Consider the following 20,434-nt stretch of genomic DNA (forward strand, 5'->3'; position numbering starts at 1 on the left):
TTATGGCACAGCTACAGTGGCAACAATCTTATCAAGCACATCATTTACCGTCACGCCTTCGGCTTCCGCCTGATAAGACAGAATAATACGATGACGAAGCACATTATGCACCACCGCTTGAATGTCATCAGGGCCGACAAAGTCTCGACCGCTTAGCCATGCGTGCGCTCGCGAGCATCTATCTAAGCTAATTGTCGCTCTTGGGCTTGTACCCATCGCTATCCATTGCGCCAACTCGCTGTCAAACTGTGCTGGCTGTCGAGTAGCCATAATAAGTTGAACGAGGTAGGTCTCAAGTTCCGGTGCCATGTAAAGAGAAAGCGCTTCTTTTCGCGAAGTAAATATGTCGTCTTGTGTCAGTGTAGGCGGAGTAATTGGCGGCTCTGACAGTGCTTCGCCTCGCGTAAGACGAAGGATTTCTAATTCTGTTTCTGCGCCAGGGTAGTCAATATCGACGTGCATTAAGAATCTGTCTAATTGCGCCTCAGGTAGCGGATAGGTACCTTCCTGCTCAAGCGGATTTTGTGTCGCCATGACTAAAAACAGTGGAGGCAAAGGGTACGTTTTACTTCCCACGGTAATTTGACGTTCTGCCATCGCTTCTAACAAAGCCGATTGTACTTTCGCCGGCGCCCTATTTATTTCATCTGCCAATACAAGGTTATGGAATAACGGACCTTTTTGAAATACGAACTCGCCAGTTTCTGGGCGATAAATATCCGTACCAGTAAGGTCGGCAGGCAGCAAATCTGGTGTAAACTGAACACGATGAAAATCACCATCAACACCATTGGCGAGTGAATTGATGGCACGTGTTTTCGCTAGCCCAGGTGGGCCTTCAACCAACAAGTGACCGTCTGCGAGTAACGCGATAAGAAGGCTTTTCGTTAACGCACTTTGACCAATAATTTGCTGATTCAAATATGCATGCAATTGTTGAAACTGCTCTGCTGCCATAATGTAAAATTCCCATTGAAATTCTAGTTGTCAGGAAATGTCTTGTGTATTCAGACTTCTATTTATCAAACAGATTGACACAAAACAGACTACGGTTTCCATATAAGGTTCATTCAAACGATATTCAAGTCATTAGATTGGGGCAATTTTGTGTTAAACAATATAGAAAATGTCAAAGAGCGGCGTTGTCGATTGTGTCTACACAATGTGTTACCGAAAAATCACTCATGTATCGTGATTATTTGCTATTTTGTTCATAGTTTGTAAAAATCGGGTTTATCACAGGTCAGACCACTTGATGTGCTGCTATGTTTTTAGCATGTCGGGGTCATTTATTTAGGTGCATTATGGCTACAAAACAATCAGTTACTACCCGACAGGGTGATCGCATCGCTGTTGTCGCGGGGTTACGTACTCCATTTGCGAAAATGGCGACATATTTCCACGGTGTTCCCGCTGTTGATTTGGGTAAGATGGTCGTGAACGAACTTCTCGTTCGCCATGGTGTTCAAAAAGAATGGGTAGACCAAGTCGTTTATGGGCAAGTTGTACAGATGCCTGAGGCGCCAAACATTGCGCGTGAGATCGTGCTAGGTACTGGCATGAATGTACATACTGACGCCTACAGTGTCTCTCGAGCGTGCGCAACCAGTTTTCAATCTACCGTAAATATCGCCGAAAGCATGATGGGTGGAACGGTACACGTGGGTATTGCGGGTGGCGCAGACTCAACTTCAGTATCGCCAATTGGTGTGTCTAAAAACCTAGCACGTGCCTTGGTTGATTTGCAGAAGACGAAAACACTTAGTCAGAAACTCAATATCTTTAAGCGTTTAAGCCTTAAAGATCTTGCGCCAGTTCCGCCAGCGGTAGCTGAGTATTCGTCAGGCTTATCGATGGGACAAACTGCCGAGCAGATGGCAAAAACACATGGCATCTCTCGCGAAGAACAAGACAAACTAGCTCATCGCTCGCATAGCCTTGCGGCAGAAAGTTGGGAAGCGGGTAAGCTTTCTAGCGAAGTGATGACAGCCTATGCTGAACCTTATAAAGGCGCACTGGAGCGAGACAATAACGTACGCTTTAATTCAACCCTTGAAGGGTACGCAAAATTACGCCCTGTATTTGACAAAAAGTATGGCTCGGTAACGGCCGCGAATGCGACCCCTTTGACTGACGGTGCGTCAGCAATACTTATGATGACCGAAAGCCGTGCTAAAGAACTTGGATATACGCCATTAGGTTACATAAAAAGCTGGGCATTTTCTGCAATAGACGTGTGGGAAGACATGCTTATGGGGCCGTCTTACGCGACGCCTATCGCCCTTGACCGTGCGGGTATGACGTTAAATGACCTTACGCTTATCGAAATGCATGAAGCGTTTGCTGCACAAACCCTTGCAAACGTTAAAATGTTTGCAAGCGACAAGTTTGCCAAAGAGAAGCTAGGTCGAGATAAAGCGACTGGCGAAATCGACATGGACAAATTTAATGTAATGGGTAGCTCTATCGCTTATGGACATCCATTTGCAGCAACGGGTACCCGAATGATTACCCAAATGTTAAACGAACTTAACCGTCGTGGCGGTGGTACTGGGCTTCTTACGGCGTGTGCTGCTGGTGGTCTAGGTGCAGCAATGATAGTGGAGACAGAATAATATGAGTCAGGATACCCCAATGACAAACGACACACAGGAAGCGTCTGGCGCATTCACGCTCACGAAACAAGATAACGGCATCGCCATTTTAACTATGGATGTGCCCGGTGAGACAATGAATACGCTAAAGGCCGAGTTTGGTGATGAGATCTCAGCCATGCTCGACGATATCGAAAGTGATAGCAGCATTAAAGGTGTTGTGCTGACAAGCGGTAAGTCGAACTCGTTTGTTGCCGGTGCAGACATCACAATGCTTGCTGCATGTAGAACCGCAGAGGATGCCACTACAATAGCGGCGGGTGGCCAAGCCATCTTCGATCGAATTGAAAAAATGAAAGCGACGTTTGTTGCTGCTATCCACGGACCTGCACTGGGCGGTGGTTTTGAATTAGCCTTGGCCTGTCATTACCGTGTCTGTACTGACTCAGCATCAACGCAAGTTGGTCTTCCTGAAGTACAACTTGGTTTACTTCCGGGCAGCGGTGGCACGCAACGTTTACCGCGACTCATTGGTATTCAACAAGCCATGAAGATGATGCTTACCGGTGCGCCAGCGCGCGCAAAGCAAGCGAAAAAATATGGCATTGTTGATGAGGTTGTCCCTCACAGCGTGTTGTTAGATGTGGCTGAACAATTTGCGTTGAAACGCAAACCTGAACGTGAATCGCCGCAAAAGGGCATGATGAACAAGGTCCTTGAGACGACGGGGCCTGGTCGCTCAATGCTGTTCAAAAAAGCGCGTGAAGCAACGTTTGCTAAAACAAAAGGTAATTATCCGTCTCCTGGCTATATTATCGATGTTATCGAAACCGGCATGAGCGAAGGTATGGAAGCGGGCTTGCGCGCTGAGGCACAAGCGTTTGGTAAGCTTGTTATGACACCGGAATCATTCCAGTTGCGTCAAATTTTCTTTGCAACGACTGAAATGAAAAAAGAAAACGGCGTTGAAGGCGTGAAGCCTCAAAAAATGAACAAGGTAGGTGTGCTTGGTGGTGGCTTGATGGGGGGCGGTATCGCATTTGTTACCTCAACCAAAGCTAGCGTTCCTGTGCGCATAAAAGACGTGCGTGCCGAAGGCATTGCCAATGCAATGAAATACAGTTACGACATTTTGAACAAAAAGGTTAAGAAACGTTTCATTCGCAACAGCGAAATGCAAAAGCAACTGGCGTTATTAACGGGTACACTTGATTATAGTGGTTATCAAGACATGGATATTGTTGTCGAAGCAGTATTTGAAGATCTTGACCTCAAGCAAAAGATGGTTGCAGATGTAGAAGAAAATTGTAAAGAAAGTACAATTTTTGCTTCAAACACGTCGTCAATTCCAATTACTCAGATAGCGGAAAAAGCCGCACGTCCAGAGAATGTCATTGGCCTTCACTATTTCTCTCCAGTAGATAAGATGCCGCTAGCTGAGGTTATTGCTCACGATAAGACATCTGAAGAAGTTATTTCATCTACGGTTGAATTTGCTAAGAAGCAAGGGAAAACGCCGGTTGTTGTTAAAGATGGTGCAGGTTTTTACGTAAACCGTATTTTAGCGCCCTACATGAACGAAGCCGCAAACCTCATTCTGGATGGCGAGCCTATCGAACATATCGATAAGTCGTTAGTTAAATTTGGTTTCCCTGTAGGCCCTGTGAAGCTTTTGGATGAAGTAGGTATAGATGTCGGTACTAAGATCATTCCTTTCCTTGTAGAGGCGTTTGGAGAGCGATTCACTGCGCCGTCTGCGTTTGACAAAGTATTAGCAGATGGTCGTAAAGGTAAGAAGAACCAAAAAGGCTTCTACAAGTACGAAGGCAAAAAACCGGGCAAAGAAGTAGACGAGACTATCTACTCGCTGCTTGGACTTACTCCATCGTCAAGCTTGAGCGAAAAAGAAGTGGCTGAGCGCTGTGTTCTTATGATGCTTAACGAAGCTGCACGTTGTCTAGACGAGGGCGTAATAAGAAACGCCAGAGACGGCGATATTGGTGCCATATTTGGTATTGGTTTCCCGCCTTTCTTAGGTGGGCCTTTCCGTTATATGGATACGGTAGGTATTAAACAGATCGTTGAGCGTCTCAATCACTTTGCAACCGTTGTTGGTGATAAGTTCACCCCGGCCGATATATTGGTAACGATGGCTGAGAATGATCAAACGTTTTACTAAAAAGTAAACAAAGTGTAAAAAACCAGGCTTTGCCTGGTTTTTTTATGCCAAACGCTAAAAAGTGCTGGTTTTGTAAGCATATTTCATTAAACTTCGCTGTCGAAAATTCATCCGTAATGCATTGTACATAATGATTGATAAATGCATTGGTCAATACACGTTGGGAGTGCGTATGATAGCTGTTCTTCTTTTAAGTCTACTAAGCTGCGTATTTTTTTATGTGGAAGCTTTCAAGTGGGGAATGAATGCTAAAACGTGGGCGTTTGGTGGTTTAGTACTCGGGCCGCTTTTAATGCCGATGTTTGCCATCTCGCGTCATATTCAGTGGCGAAACGCAGTGGGTTTTAATAATCTTTATATTAGTGCGTAAACTACGCATACACAATATCTTTACGCTTGTAACTGCGGCTATCCTCACACAAAAAAAAAGAGAGTATACACTCTCTTTCGAAGAATTCTTTTCGGCTATTAGAAGCCAACACCATAACCGCCACCGCCAGTGGTCGGTTTAATAGTTTGAGGCTGGGTTACAGTCTCGTTTTGTTTTTTAGGAGTTTGATTAGCACCGTCTTGCTTATCAGCAGCAACAGGGGTAGCGGTAGATAGTACTAATGCAACAGCATACTCTTTTAACATGTGTAAAACCTCTATTTTTATTATTGAACGAACAAACAAAGCCGATGAAAAAGGATGTCATCGACATAGAGGTTGTTGCTAATCTTATGCCAACTTTTTAAGTTGTTGATTTCGTTGGTTTTTATTCGTTTTTATTTGTGTGTGATGGGTTTTTGACGTTTGAATTAGCCTTAAGTCTATTAGCCTAAGGATGGTGTCAAATATTTGAATGGCCAAGCAAATTATGTAGCTGTTGGTTTTCAGTTAACAGTTTTTCAAAGCGTTCAGCGCTTAGTGGGCGACTATAAAGGAAGCCTTGTAACATTTCACAGTCGTAGCGACGTAAAATATCCAGCTGATCCTCTTCTTCAACACCTTCTGCTACAACCTTAAGGCCCAGATTGTGCGCAATATTAATGATAGCAGCGGCCATATGCCTGTCCACACTGCTTTTGGCGATGTCGTCAATGAATGCCTTATCAATTTTAAGGGTATTGAGAGGGAAGCGTTTTAAATAGGCTAGGGAGGAATACCCCGTTCCGAAGTCATCGAGCGCTAAGTGAATGCCTCGCTCTCTTAAACGGCTCATCATTTGTAAGCCATTCTCAGGATTTTCCATTAGGGTGCCTTCTGTAATCTCACACTCTAAATGCAACGGCGACAGACCCACTTCACTGAGTACTTGATTTATTCGGTCGTCAAGGTCTGGCAGTTCAAACTGTTTAGCCGATATATTGACAGCCACGCGACCACTGAACAAGCCCTGTGATACCCAACGTTTAGTATCGGCGCATGCTTTACGTAATACCTGTTCGCCAATTTCAATGATTTGGCCCGTTTGCTCTGCTAGCGGAATAAATTGCCCAGGGCTTACAATGCCCTTTTGCGGGTGCTCAAAACGTACTAGCGCTTCCATGCTAACGAGTTTACCTGATGCAATATCTACCTTGGGTTGGTAGTACACTGTAAATAAGTCGTCTTTTATCCCCTGTCTTATAAGGTTCTCTATTTGCAATTGGCGCACCGCATGCTGGTTCATTTCCCCACTAAAGAACTGGTAGCTATTGCCGCCATTATTCTTAGCAAAGTACATGGCTGTGTCGGCGTTTTTGAGCATTTCTTGCGGCGTGGTGCCGTCGGCAGGGAAAAAGGCAATGCCCACACTGGCGCCCAGTACAAACTCTTGTTTGTTGATAATAAAAGGCCGAGATAACGTATCGAGCACACTTTGAGCATAATGCGTAACGGTGTGGACATCAGCACTGTCTTCCATCAATACACTAAATTCATCGCCGCCTAAACGGTAGCAGGTGGCACTTTTTCCAGTGATACGTTGCAACCGTTTTGCAATTTGTTTAATTAAAATGTCGCCGGTTTGGTGGCCTAGTGAGTCGTTAATCTTTTTAAAGTTATCCATGTCCAAGCACAACAGCGTATGCGGCGATGCTTTGCGCACCAAGTTTTGGTGACTGGCTTGGAAAAAAGAACGGTTAGGCAGTTCGGTAAGCGGGTCGGTATTCGCCAGTTTCAGCAATTCTTTCTCAGTACTTTTACGAGAAGTAATGTCACTGAAAACACCTACAAAATGGCTTATTTTTCCATCGTCATCGTGCACGGCGTCAATATTAAGCTCCATTTCATAGCGCTCTCCATTAACGCGGACCGATTCAACTTCACCAGACCAATTGCCTTTCGCTTTAAGGGTTTTTTTGATCTCTTCGGTAAAGGCTTCTGGGTATAAATGGAAATGCATGTAGCTTGCCAGCGATTGCGCACGGGTTTCGCCGGTATACCCACAATATGCGTTGTTAACCGATATAAATTTAAACTGGGTATTTGTAATAAATACCCCTTCAGAAATATTTTCGATAGACCGTTTAAACAGGTTCAACTGCTCTTCAGCCTCTTTAAGATGGTGAATGTTTTTAAGGGTACCGGTCATGCGTACCGGTTGCTGATTGTGATCGCGCTCTACAACTTTGCCTCGGTCTAAAATCCATATCCATTGGTTTTTAAATGTTTTTGCGCGATACGTTAGCTCGTAAAAGTCGCTTTTACCCTCTAAATGTTCTCGTAAAGATGCACGAACACGTTCGATATCATTGGGGTGAATATTGGCATCGTATGCGCCTGTGGTGCGTATGTCATCCTGAGGGAAGTCTAGTACCCCCCATGTATTGGCCCGATATACCTGGCCTTTATATACATCCCAATCCCATAATTCGTCACCAGAGCTCCATAACGTAAGTTTTAATCGCTCTTCTGACTCTTGTATTGCAAGTTGATTAGCTGCTCGAATTTGATATTGGCGAATTACAAATGCTAAAAAGACGGCAGCCAGTAATGCATAAAAGATAAGCGCTACGGTGTGAAGCCACGGTGGGCGATCAACGTTTATATTTAATACGCGGCTTGTAGACCAAGTTTTACCCGGTTCTCTCGCTTGCACTTCGAACGTGTATTGACCAAAGGATATATTATTGAACTCAGCTTCTTTTTTCGTGCCGTTATAAAACCAGTCGTTACCAAAACCGCTAAACCGATAGCGATATAGCACTTGCTTAGGGTAAACTGGGTTGACCAACTCAAAAGCGATGCTGAAGCGAGATTCATCATATAAAAGAGCAATATTATTCTTGTAGATAATGTTCTTTTTTGTGTAGCTACTTTCATCATTTACAGAGGATGTATCTACACTACTTTCCTTAATCTCTTTCGATGCGCCAAAAATATTAAACTGCGAAAGCTCGGGTGCAAGGGTCTGAGTGCTATTACTAGTATTAGTGGAAACGGGAGATATCTTATTGAACCCTTTATTGCCACCAAAATAAATAATGTTGTCTGATGACGCGAAAGCGGCACCTTCTCCTAACGAGTTATAGTTAAGTTCATCGTTAGGTATAAAAGTTTCTTCTTTGAGGGAGGGCAAATGTATCTGATGCACGCCTTTGGCGTCGGCATACCAAATGCTATTGCCCAGGCCGACAGTAGAGATAATAAAGCCATTGTCGCTATCTCGCTGTTGTTTCTTAACTACCTGAAGTGTTGGCTTTTCGATCATTAGAACGCCGTCAGAGCGGGTTGTAAGCCAAAAAGCGTCTGCGGTTTCATAAATACCGTAAACAACAGAGTTTATGCCTGATGAGGGGCCAATAGTAGAAACAATACTATTTTTACTAAGGGAATAAATCGTGATTCCATCATCGTTCTGTAACCAAAGACGCTGACTGCTATCCGTAAATATAGGCCGCAATGTTTCTGAAATAACTTCAGGCGTAATGTCAATAATTTCAGTTTCTGAGTTTGGGTTGTGAAACGACGATATTTCAACACCGCGAGGCCCCTGTGACTTCACCCATACCCAAATATATTTTGTATCTATATGGACATAATCAATCTCATTTCCATCAAAAAGTGTGTCTTTAAGTACGAGGCCGTTTTTATCCTCCTCATAAACTAGCAAACCCTTTGATGTCCCAGCCCAAAGTGTTCCATAAGTATCTATTTTTAAGTCCCAATAATAGGTAGGCTCACCCTGCTTATCATAAAAAGCGATATCATTTGTGTCGTCTTTGACTTTTCCTATACCTTGTTCTTGGGCGGCTAGGTAGATATCGTCGCTATCTTTTTGTGCAATTGCCCAGATGGTAGAGAAATTATCAGGCGATTTTCTGTCAGATTTATAGATAGGTTGAAAATGAAGGCTAGCGTATTCAGCGTGGTACCTAAATGCCCCTTGCTTGAAGGTAGCAGCCCACACAACCCCCGTTCTGTCTTGGATAATTTTTATTACTATTGCGGTGGGTAGGCCGGTTGCATCGAAGGTTTCTGAGTTGAGATGTACGTAGTCAATATCGGAGTTGCTTAGAATATCGCTTTCTGTTGAGTTATTAAGGACAAATAATCCTGAAGTTGAACCCACCCAGATGTTGTCTTCGACCACTTGCACACTAAGTATATTTAACTCGTCAGTAACACCCAAGTCGTCACCATTGATTTCTCTCAGAGTTTCTCCTGAAGCAGAAATCACTTTTATCCCTTCATTAGTGGCGAGCCAATAATTGTTATCAATGATTTTAATACCATGAAGGGAGCTTACGCTCAAAACGATACCCCATGGATTCACTTTACTCAAATCGTATAATTTACCATCAGATTTATTATACATTTTTGCGCCAAATTCATGGGACCCTATCCACGTTCTGTTTGGCTCATCGACGATTGTTTTAAAAAAGGTTTTTTTAGCAAAGACTTCAGTAATGACTGAAATGTCGAGGGTGTTTTTATCTACCTTGTACAGATACTGCATGTCAGCAAATAAAATATCGCCGTCAGTCGATTCACTGATTGCGGTGATGAAGCTTGTTTGTATTGCGGAATTGTTTTTGTCAAACACCCTAAAATTATCGGTTTCTGGAAGGTATTGAGCTAGGCCTTCTTGAGTAGCAACCCATAAGGTATCAGTAGAGTCTATAAATAGCTGTTGAATATAGCCTGAAGGTAACGATGATGTATCTACATCTGACGGATGATACTGCTTCATATCATAGCCAGAATACCGATTTAGTCCGTTCGAGGTCGCTAGCCAAATATAACCTGCGCCATCTTCGACTACATCCAAAACAGTTGTGTCGGATAAACCTTGCCGTTTATTTAACTCGGTAAAATGTAGATCAGATACTTCAATGGCTTTGGCAGTAGAAAATAATAATCCAACTGAAATAAGCCAAACAAAAAGCACTGAATTTGTTAGGGTTTTGCGCACCTAAACACCTTTGGCGTGTCGCCTTTTATTATAATTTATGTTTTAACGACGCAATGACATATCGTTCTTACATCAAATATGCCGAATAATAGAAGGCTCTACAAGGAATTTTTGGCGATAGTGTAGTGATGGGTTAAATGTTGAGCATCATGCCGTATGTTTATACATATCATTATGCAAAGTAAGAGGCCTTACGTTTAAACTCAGAAATACTGGTAATGGTTTGCTCATCAGAGGACGAAACTGGCTCGTGTTTCCCTGTTGAGTAAAGTATTAATTCACCGCAGTGTGTGCGTTCAGCAAAGGCATGCGCATATTCTTGAATGCGTTCAAACGTTAACGAGGCAATGCACTCAGCTAGCTTTATATTTCTATCAAAAGCCAGATCGTGCGTGCCTAGGCTCACCCATAGCCGCTGTGACTTCATCGACAATGTCAGGTCGCGCTCTTCTAACTGTTTTAACAAGTTTTTTTGTATCGTAGGCCAGTAAAAACGATAGAAATCGATTTCTTCTAGTTGTTGGAAAAGAAAGGTTGTAATTGATTCAATAATAGCCGTTGGGCCATAGTCCGGACTTTGAACGTAGAACGCAATACCGGGATGCTGATTATGGGGCACATAACCTGTTCCTACCACATAGCCAAGTTGTTGTTCGGTTCTTAATGCGTTAAAAAAAGGCGCCGCTAACATTTGTTCCAATACCATGCACTGCGCTATCTCTTCAACAGACTGCGAGGGCGCTTGAAGGTAAAGCACGACCGCAGCATCGTCATGGTTACAGTCTACCTGATGAAATAGTGTGCGCTTTGTCGGTAATTTACATACCGCCCTTGATAGTGGTGCGCCATTGCTCTTTGAGCAGGTCGTCGAGAGCATACTGGCAATATCATTTGCATCTTTGTAAGACCAGTTGCCATGTATGAATGATTCAATAAAGTAATTATTTAACGAAATATCTCGAAGGCGACACATGGTGTTGAATGAGACTTCACGTGTAGCATCTAGCAACTCAACAGGCGCTTGGGTATTTTGCTGTATCAACACGCTGAGTCGAGAGAAAAGCCTGTTGGTTGGTTTATTCATTAACGCATTTTGTAGGTTTTGTTCTTGAATTTGCCGGTAATGTTCGAAACAAGATGCTGTTGGCACATATTCAAATACGGCGTCTAAGAGTTGCTGTAACAATAAAGGTTGTTGATTGGCAAAACCACGCGTATGAATGGTGAAGCCCGCTTGGTGGCCGTAAATGCGGTAGTGTAACCCTGCTATCTCAGCACGGTAGTATTTAGCCTGTAAATGGTCGTTTAATGCGCTAAGCCATATTCGCTTCGCCGCAACTGCTTCAAGAGAGTCTGAGAATGAAACGCAGTCAAACGATACGTAAATATCGCCCTTAGGTGAGTAAAACTGCTGGTCTTGCGCGAACCAGACGTTAACCCCATTTGCAGACATGACTTTCTGAGGCAGGTCGCAACCTTGCTCTGGCATAACAAGGTTATTCTGCTCAGCGATATAGGGGTTAGGGGGAGGTAATTCTAAAGCGATCATGGGTTGTGGCACCGCAAGTGACGATAAAAGGTTATTGTCCATTTGTTCGACGCTATACTCTGCATCATAAAACGCACAAGCTTTGGTCGTTGCACTGTCAGGAGATATTATTTTGACGCGTAAATAGTCTGGCGTAAAAAAGCTAATGGCATGATTTAACGTTTCCTGATTATATTCTCCTGCTGTTTTTCGTATTAGGCGAATATCATCTGGGCTATACAAGAATTGGGCTTGTGCGTATTCACAGATAAGGTTGAGGGGCTTAATATTTTCCTCATGGGCCATCGCCAGCGACGTTAATTGGGCTTTCTCTTTAAACCGCCACGGGTCACTAATTGAATTTTTAATAAGTTCAACATAAGAGAAGAGGGCATGCAGTATTTCATCGGTGTGTTCCATACCGCTTTTTGTTAGCTGGAAACTAATATTAAAATCTTTGAAGTGATCACCTTCAATACCAGAGCCTGCAATAAGGTTCATTGCCCAGTTTTTATCTTTAAGGTAGGCAAGTAAACTGCCTTCGCCTTCATCGCCAAGCAAGTGACTAATATAGTTAAGTGGCTTGGTTTTTATATCGTTATGAATTGCTGGAAGCGCAAATGTGACAATTAATCTTCGGGCCGTTTGTAGTGGTTTGATATTGATTTTGATGCCAAATTGCGCTTTTTCGTAAAGCGGCGGCCACGTATCGTTTGCAAGTTGCCCTTGCGAAAGCTTACTAAAGCTTTGCGTTACTATCGCTTCCAGCTGTTTAACAGGGACCGGGCTGGCAATACACAAACACATGTTTTGTGCGCAGTAATAGCTGGTATGAAAGGCCCTTAATGTTTCGCGCAAATAGGGCACGCTATGCTCAGAAAAGACAGCCGCGTTCCCTACCGAAAATTTGGAAAAAGGGTGGGCTGGGTTACATGTTTCTTTGTGTATCTGGTAGAGCCGTCTTAAGTCATCCCGTTTTTTAAATTTATACTCTGCATCAATCGACTTTATTTCATTAGCGATCGCCGTCTCATCGAGAACGGGTTGCCGGAGCATATCGGCAAAAGCGGGTAATGTTTGGTTTATCGCAGTACCATCACACTGATAGTGAAAGTTTGTGTATTCGGTGCCTGTCCACGCATTGATTGAACCTCCATACTGCTCTATAAAATCGTTAATTGCGTTTGGGGCCGAGAAATGGCGGCTTCCCATGAACAACATATGCTCGAGCAAATGGGAGAGCCCAGGGCATGTATCAGGGTCATAGAAATGCCCTGCTCGAACGGACATAGAAATATAAGATGTAGTCAGGTCGGGCTGATGACATAGCATTGCTCGCAGACCGTTTGGTAACGTAATGAAATGTGCTTCTTCAACCGCTATGTCGATATTCAATGTTCGCTCTTATCTTTCCGTCTGATATGTTATGCCTTCACTATAGACCACTGCAGCATTTATTGTTAAATAACCAAGAGTTATTGCTAACAATATCATTTTTTGTATAGGCGATAGCGTACCACTCTGCTATCTTTGCGTTATAGAATTTCATACTATGCGTAATGTTATGTCTGGTCAAAGTAGCAACAATGACATCTTAATTTTTGTTATGCGTCATGGAGAGGCGGAACAGCCAATACGGGATGATAGAAGCAGGCGTTTAACGCACGTGGGGCAGCAGCAGTGTGTTGAGGCCAGTGAGTGGTTAGTCAACCATTATTGCTCGTCTAAGAAAGTCGATCTTACGTTGGTTAGCCCTTACAAGCGAGCAATGCAAAGTAGCGAGATTATGCTTCGTACGCTTACCTCCACAAAAGTTGAAGAAAATAACGATATTGTTCCCAACGGTTCTGCGACGCTCGTTAACGATTATGTGGCGGCGCGTATTCACAGCGCAATCAACACGAGCAATCCCATCAAAAGCATGCTTGTTGTCAGCCACATGCCGTTTGTTAGCTATCTGGTTGACGCGCTGTGTGATTCATACACGACAAGCCTGTTCTCAACGGCATCAATAGCAGTCATCAAGTACTCACCAAAAACAGACAAAGGTATGCTCGTTCATCATTACCAGAGTGTGTAAAGCTCGCTCTTATATCCCGTACTTGTAGCGTTAGTTGCTACTTGCGCTTGTTTTTTGCTCGGTATTTTGCTTTTTTTACTTTAGAAGTTGTTGTGGTGGCCGATAGAATATTGAGAGTGCCAACAATTTATGCTGAGAGAAGCGGGAATGACGACCAAATCTATCCCTGAACTCCTTAAACATTCACTGCAATCACACATGGCGGAGGCCGATTTGCAGGATGATGAGGAGTTGAAGGACATTATTACCAAGCTATCCACCTTGTCTGATAAGGTGGCGGCGGCTAAAGCGCAAGCAATGGTAATGCGTGCGCGTAAAGCAGCAAAAAATGTTTAGTCTGAAAGGCTGTTTCTAGGGGGAATGTAATACTCTGGCATCACCCTAACGGTTTTAATCATATTTTCGTTTATGTCTACAATTTCTAACGGATAACCGGCCAAGCGAACACTCACTTTATTCTCAGGAATTTCTTCCAAATACTCTAGCAGCAACCCGTTAAGCGTTTTTGGCCCCTCTGTAGGCAGTTGCCAATCCATTTCTTTGTTTAGTTCTCGCACGTTCGCACTGCCGTCAACAAGCACAGAGCCATCTTGTTGCGTATGCGCTTCTTTACTGTGATCAGGTAGCATGCTGGTTGTGAAGTCACCGATAATTTCTTCTAAGATGTCTTCAAGTGTGACCAACCCCATAATGTCGCCATATTCATCCACAACAAGCGCAATCCGCTCTTTCTCTGCTTGGAATTTGTACATCAAAGTATGGAGCGGCGTAGATTCGGGAGTATAGTAAATTTCTCTTACCGCCCTTAACAAACTCGACTTGGTGAACTGGTCTTTTGACAACAAGCGTAAGGCATCGCGCACATGCACAAAGCCCACCGCATCATCAATACTGTCTCTGAATAATAAAACGCGGGTGTGCTGTGAATGGGTGAGCTGTTTTTGAATTTTCTTCCAATCATCGTTGATATCAATAGCGACAATATCGACCCGTGACACCATAATATCTTCAGCAGTCACATTTTCTAAATCTAGAATGCTCACCAGCATATCTTGGTGCTTTTTAGGAATAAGGCTGCCTGCCTCATACACGACGGTGCGCAATTCTTCACGACTTAATGAGTCATCGTTACCATTAACAGGGTTTATCCTAAGAAGCGCTAAAATGCCGTTGGTAATACCGTTAATAAATGCGACAAACGGGTACATTAACGTCAGCAAGGGAAGAAGAATAACAGAGCTCGGGAAAGCTATTTTCTCAGGGTACAATGCGGCAAGGGTTTTCGGCGTAACCTCAGCAAAAATGAGAAGTACAAGCGTAAGCCCAAACGTAGCGGCAAATAGCCCCCAATAGTCTCCAAATAAGCGAATACAGATTATTGTTGCAAGCGATGATGCGGCAATATTAACGAGGTTATTGCCAATCAGAATGAGGCCAATAAGACGGTCTGGACGGTCAAGAAGCTTTTGAACACGCTTTGCGGCTTTGTTGCCTTCACTTTGCAAGTGTTTGAGACGATATCGGTTAATCGACATCATGCCAGTTTCAGAGCTAGAGAAATACGCAGAAAGTAAAATGAGTACGCCGAGCGCGATAAACAGCGTACTCGTTGATATGTCGTCCAAGTAAGGAACCCTATTTGTTAGTAGTCTTCAAATGTATAAAGTTGACTGAAGGCTTTCAAGCAGAAAAACGTATTGTGTGCATTGTTTCACAAAACGTCGCACGAAGATAACGTATTGCGCTAGGTTAAAGTAAAATTTCTCGCACTAACTTACTGCCAAAATAAGCGAGTGAAAGTAACATTACACCTATTACCGTAAGCGCCGTAACTTGTTTTCCCCTCCAGCCTCTCAGTTTTTGTCCGATAAGCAGCACTAGAAAAACAACAAGCGCCGTCCCGGATAGTATCGTTTTATGGGCGTATGCTTTGCTAAACATGTCGTCGAGAAAAACAAAACCGCTAATAAGCGCAACGCTGAGTAAACATGTACCAGCCAAGATTAATTTGAAAAGTATTCCTTCAACTAACATAAGAGGTGGCAGTGAAGAATGAAGGAGTGCAGCACCTTTTTGCTTTAATCGATAAGTGATGTAAGACATTTGCAACGCATATAAAAATGCAATGGCGAGTGTGCAGTAAGCAAACAACGACAAGGTAATATGGATAACGAGCCCAGGTTGTAACTCAATGTGCATAATGTACGAAACGGGAATGAGTAACGACATAAGCACTGAAAGACTGGTAAAACCAAATACCACGGGCAATAGAATTAGGTTAGGAATGGCTCTGGCGAATATCAACATGGATAATGTGATGATCCATGACACCAATGATAAGACATTAGTGACGCTCATATCCTGACCAGGTGCAATAATAATAACGTTTATTAAAAACGCGATATGAAGAAGCGAGCCAACACTGGCCAAGCCAAGCCCCAATCGTTGATTAGGCCCTTCATTGTGGACAAATTTACCAATAAGTACAGCGGCGGCCGATGCATACAATATGGCAGCCGCAGTCGCTAAAACAACGTTCATGATGGTTCCTTCAACACGAGGTGATAATCACCCATACTGGCGCTATTGATACTTGATGTTCGATATAAATTCAACTCTCACCTTGTAAAACTTTGTTTGACGTCCCATCAATAGATACAAGGTGAAGTGTGTCGTTACACGGTATAAGTCAATCTTCGCCAAAATTTACTTATTTTGATGGTACGTTAGTTACTGCTTTTGCGATACACTATGCGCATTACGTCTGAAATTAAAAGAAGTTTCATACTATGTTTGAGAATTTATCGGAACGCTTAGGCCAAACTCTACGCAATGTGAGTGGTAAAGGGCGTCTTACAGAAGACAATATAAAAGAAACACTGCGTGAAGTGAGAATGGCGCTTTTAGAGGCCGATGTTGCACTTCCCGTTGTAAAGTCCTTCGTAGCACAAGTGAAAGAACGTGCTGTGGGAACAGAAGTTACGAAAAGCCTAAAACCTGGCCAAGTATTCATTAAGATTGTTCAGTCTGAACTTGAGTCGGTTATGGGGGAAGCGAATGAAAAGCTTAACTTAGCCACTCAGCCTCCGGCTGTCATTTTAATGGCGGGTCTGCAAGGGGCGGGTAAAACGACGTCCGTGGGTAAACTTGCCAAATACCTTACCGAGCGCGAAAAGAAAAAGGTCATGGTGGTCAGTGCGGACGTATATCGTCCAGCGGCCATAAAGCAGCTTGAAACGCTTGCAGAAGAAGTCAATGTTACTTTTCATCCATCAACTATCCTGCAAAACCCAGTCGATATTGTTGAAAGCGCAATAGACGAAGCCAAAAAAGGCTTTTTCGATGTGCTGCTTGTTGATACGGCGGGGCGTTTACATGTCGATACTGACATGATGGGTGAAATCAAAGATCTTCACGCAGCCGTTAAACCCATCGAGACATTGTTTGTTGTCGATGCGATGACGGGGCAAGATGCTGCAAATACAGCGAAAGCGTTCAATGACGCACTCCCTCTTACCGGCGTTATCCTAACGAAAGCCGATGGGGATGCGAGGGGCGGTGCTGCACTGTCTGTTCGTCATATTACCGGTAAGCCAATTAAGTTTATTGGTATGGGTGAAAAAGTTGATGCGTTAGAGCCGTTTCATCCAGAGCGTATTGCATCTCGTATTTTGGGGATGGGCGATGTTCTCAGCCTTATCGAAGAGGTCGAACGTAAAGTTGATAAGAGCAAAGCTGAAAAGCTTGCAAAGAAAGTACAGAAAGGAAAAGGCTTCGACCTTCAGGACTTTAAAGACCAGCTTGAGCAAATGAAAAACATGGGAGGCATGATGGGGATGCTTGATAAGCTTCCTGGTATGGGCAACATGACTGATAAAATCAAAGATCAGGCCAATGACAAGCAGTTTAACCAGATGGAAGCTATTATCAACTCAATGACACCTGGTGAACGCGCGCGTCCTGAAACAATAAAAGGCTCGCGAAAGCGCCGTATAGCTGCAGGTTCTGGAACACAAATACAAGACGTAAACCGTTTGCTAAAACAATTTACGCAAATGCAGAAAATGATGAAAAAAATGTCTGGCGGCGGCATGAAAAAAATGATGCGTCAGATGAAAGGCATGATGCCCCCAGGTGGTCCAGGCGGCCCGGGTGGTCCAGGCGGTTTTGGTGGCCCAGGTGGCTTCGGCGGTGGCGGTTTCCCTCCTCGATAAAAGCCAATCCCATTGAATAAAAAACCTCAATTGCACGCCGTGTATTGAGGTTTTTTTGTTTTTTGCATCCAGTTTTATTCCTCATACGTTTGGCTTTATTAACATGGCGACATCGTCTTGACGTCAGTGTAATTAAACCAAATGTGGAGATGGAAATGGAAAACAACAAAACCTCGCAAAACAAGCTAAAAATTTCTTTGTTGGCAGCAGGGATGGTGATGGCGTTAAGTGCATGTGATGGAGAAGATGGTATTGACGGTGTCGCAGGTCAAAATGGTGCACCGGGTGCAGATGGAGCGCCAGGCGTTGATGGTGCACCAAGTTTCAACCCTGCCACGTTCTTCGTTGCTAATAATGGTGATAGCAATCGAAACACAGTATCTACGGTCGATCAAAATGCGAATGTACTTGGCACTGTATCTACAGGCGCAAATGAAGGGCTCAGCTATACCGAGAGTCGAACGCTGATACAAGCGGGAGACAGTGATTTGCCACTCATCCGCTCATTGTGCCGATTTAATGGTAGTGAAGGGTATTCGATGACATCGGGGCACGAAATAACGGGCGCGAATACCGGGTTAGTCAACCCTAAAGGTATCGCTTTTGCTCAGGAAGCGGGGGTTGTTTTTGTTGCTGATTTTAACGCGCAACATATAAGCGTGTTTGGCTCACAGGCCGCTGGCGATGTAGCACCTATTACAGAGCTGGCTACATCAGCAAAGCCGTGGGATGTCGCCTTTGATGAGAATGCTGATCGATTGTTTGTAGCGCTTACCGATGGCACTGTTGCCGTTTATGATGATGTAATTGCGTCTAACTTTTCTCCCTCGGTAATGCGTATTCTTGTGCCATCCGATAATGAAGGTAATCAAATATCGGTTAACCTGCATGGTATTGTTTACGAGCCGATGTCTGACCGTCTTATCGTTTCAGATGTTGGCGATGCTTCTATCGCTGACGACGGCCAATTATTCGTTATCGAGAGTGCGGCGAGCGCTGACGGGAGCGTAGTGCCTACGCGCCAGATTGGCGGTACGAATACCATGTTAGGTAACCCTGTCGATATTGTGTTAACCGGTTCGGATCTGCGCGTTGCCGAAAAATCGAACGATGCTATTCTAGTATTCTCCAATATATTTAACGGAGAAAGTGGCGATGTAATGCCAACGTTATCAACGGCATCAGTTAAACCAGAGTCACTCGTTCAATATCAAGAACCAATGAGCAAAATAGATGGGTCGGACGATGGTATAACGATAAAGCCGATAGCAGGGGTATCAGTATCAAGTAACCCTTCTGTCGACAGTGAATCTACAGGACAGGTTTCAACACTCAGTGCGTTACTTAGCAGCGAACGCGGCACATTTGATAGCAATATGAGTATAGAAAGTGCTTCTTATATGACAAATGGTGACGCTGTCGTCACATTCGACAACCCTGAAACGGCTACCGGGGGGCTATTGGTCATTAATCGTATTAACGGCCCTCGCGCTAATAACGCTTACAGCGACCGTTATGACCACATGATTGTCGGTGACAATACGGGGCTTATCGCGCCTAAAGGCCTTGATGTGTCTTCTGATGACAGTCTCGTCTTTGTTGCTGATGTGAATGAAAACACCCCCGCTGTTCGCGTGTTCTCGCCATGTGCTTCGGGTGATGTCGCTCCCATGCTTACGTTACAAGCGTCGAATAATGCGAGGCCATGGGATGTCGACTATGACCCTGTGACCGACAGTGCTTTTCTCGCGCTCACCAACGGAACGGTAGCGGTATTTGATGAAGTACTTCGACGTCTTGATAGTGGAGAAAGTCTACTAGTTGGTGAAGACAGACTTATCACGCCTGCGAGCAGTGGTGTGGCATTCAATGCCCCTACCAACATTCATGGCATTGACTACGATAGCCAAAGTGACAGCTTGGTAATATCAGATGTAGGCAGTGCGGCAGATGCAAGCGATGGAAAACTTTATGTTATTTCAGGCGCTAAAATGGCCGAGGGGATCACGGATGTAGATGTCAATATCTCAGGGCCGCTATCTCAGCTTGGTAACCCTGTTGATTTAATGCTTAGCAATGGGAATGTTTATGTAGCAGAGAAGTCTAATGGATTAGTACTTCGCTTCGACAATATTCTTAATTCGCCGTCAGGAGACATCGCCCCTGACTATAGTGCACCTTTTGTTGCTCCAGAATCTGTCTCTGTGCTACCCACATTTTAATTAAATGAGGTAATACGATACACACTATTTGAAACGGGGCTTCGGCCCCGTTTTTTTATATGAAGGCGTTTCACGTTCAATATTTTTGTTAAATAGTGCGTTATCTGTGCAACAACAACGCCTAAATCTGTGCAAACTTTCCGTTTCATAATACACTGACCGGCTCGTTAGATGGTAAGTAGCATTTATGCGCAGTAATCACGCTTTTAACCAAATAAAAATGAAAAACTAAAAGCA

At 43.9% G+C, this 20,434-nt stretch carries 12 protein-coding genes; 6 read left to right on the plus strand and 6 right to left on the minus strand.

Annotation, left to right across the window (positions count from 1 at the left end; all coding sequences use genetic code 11):
* Complete coding sequence (locus ACOJRU_RS05625) at nucleotides 1-957, minus strand: AAA family ATPase (protein ID WP_421134061.1); 957 nt, start codon at nucleotides 955-957, stop codon at nucleotides 1-3.
* Nucleotides 958-1,304: 347 nt separating this feature from the next.
* Between ACOJRU_RS05625 and fadI the strand changes: the two genes are divergently transcribed.
* Entirely contained in the window at nucleotides 1,305-2,615 is a 1,311-nt protein-coding gene (gene fadI, locus ACOJRU_RS05630) for an acetyl-CoA C-acyltransferase FadI (protein WP_421134062.1), read from the plus strand.
* A gap of 19 nt (nucleotides 2,616-2,634) precedes the next feature.
* The gene (gene fadJ, locus ACOJRU_RS05635; RefSeq protein ID WP_421134728.1) at nucleotides 2,635-4,773 is read left to right on the plus strand and encodes a fatty acid oxidation complex subunit alpha FadJ; all 2,139 of its coding nucleotides are present in this window, start codon (nucleotides 2,635-2,637) and stop codon (nucleotides 4,771-4,773) included.
* A 468-nt stretch (nucleotides 4,774-5,241) separates the two neighbouring features.
* Here the strand turns inward: fadJ and ACOJRU_RS05640 are convergent, their stop codons facing one another.
* The 3 genes from ACOJRU_RS05640 to ACOJRU_RS05650 all read right to left on the minus strand — a co-directional run bounded on the left by ACOJRU_RS05640 (nucleotide 5,242) and on the right by ACOJRU_RS05650 (nucleotide 13,076).
* Nucleotides 5,242-5,409, minus strand: a complete 168-nt coding sequence (locus ACOJRU_RS05640) for a hypothetical protein (RefSeq protein WP_421134063.1) — start codon at nucleotides 5,407-5,409, stop codon at nucleotides 5,242-5,244.
* A 196-nt stretch (nucleotides 5,410-5,605) separates the two neighbouring features.
* A complete protein-coding gene (locus tag ACOJRU_RS05645) occupies nucleotides 5,606-10,153 on the minus strand; it encodes an EAL domain-containing protein (protein ID WP_421134064.1) in 4,548 nt (1,515 codons plus the stop codon).
* A 172-nt stretch (nucleotides 10,154-10,325) separates the two neighbouring features.
* On the minus strand, nucleotides 10,326-13,076 hold the full coding sequence (locus ACOJRU_RS05650; protein ID WP_421134065.1) for an insulinase family protein: 2,751 nt from the start codon (nucleotides 13,074-13,076) through the stop codon (nucleotides 10,326-10,328).
* Nucleotides 13,077-13,245: 169 nt separating this feature from the next.
* On the opposite strand from ACOJRU_RS05650, the gene sixA reads away from it, so the two are divergent.
* Entirely contained in the window at nucleotides 13,246-13,761 is a 516-nt protein-coding gene (gene sixA / locus ACOJRU_RS05655) for a phosphohistidine phosphatase SixA (protein WP_421134066.1), read from the plus strand.
* A gap of 147 nt (nucleotides 13,762-13,908) precedes the next feature.
* The gene (locus tag ACOJRU_RS05660; RefSeq protein WP_421134067.1) at nucleotides 13,909-14,097 is read left to right on the plus strand and encodes a hypothetical protein; all 189 of its coding nucleotides are present in this window, start codon (nucleotides 13,909-13,911) and stop codon (nucleotides 14,095-14,097) included.
* Here the strand turns inward: ACOJRU_RS05660 and ACOJRU_RS05665 are convergent.
* Nucleotides 14,094-15,386 (minus strand): HlyC/CorC family transporter, encoded by a 1,293-nt coding sequence (locus ACOJRU_RS05665; protein ID WP_421134068.1) that lies wholly within the window; start codon nucleotides 15,384-15,386, stop codon nucleotides 14,094-14,096. The genes ACOJRU_RS05660 and ACOJRU_RS05665 overlap by 4 nt on opposite strands.
* 124 nt (nucleotides 15,387-15,510) lie before the next feature.
* Nucleotides 15,511-16,302, minus strand: coding sequence for a cytochrome C assembly family protein (locus ACOJRU_RS05670; protein WP_421134069.1), 792 nt, complete (start codon nucleotides 16,300-16,302; stop codon nucleotides 15,511-15,513).
* Between the two features lie 248 nt (nucleotides 16,303-16,550).
* Between ACOJRU_RS05670 and ffh the strand changes: the two genes are divergently transcribed.
* Both ffh and ACOJRU_RS05680 read left to right on the plus strand, forming a co-directional pair.
* Nucleotides 16,551-17,975, plus strand: a complete 1,425-nt coding sequence (gene ffh / locus ACOJRU_RS05675) for a signal recognition particle protein (protein ID WP_421134070.1) — start codon at nucleotides 16,551-16,553, stop codon at nucleotides 17,973-17,975.
* A gap of 155 nt (nucleotides 17,976-18,130) precedes the next feature.
* Nucleotides 18,131-20,197 (plus strand): hypothetical protein, encoded by a 2,067-nt coding sequence (locus ACOJRU_RS05680; RefSeq protein ID WP_421134071.1) that lies wholly within the window; start codon nucleotides 18,131-18,133, stop codon nucleotides 20,195-20,197.
* The last annotated feature ends 237 nt before the right edge of the window (nucleotides 20,198-20,434 follow it).

The organism is Alteromonas algae (assembly GCF_049117195.1).
GTDB lineage: Bacteria > Pseudomonadota > Gammaproteobacteria > Enterobacterales > Alteromonadaceae > Alteromonas.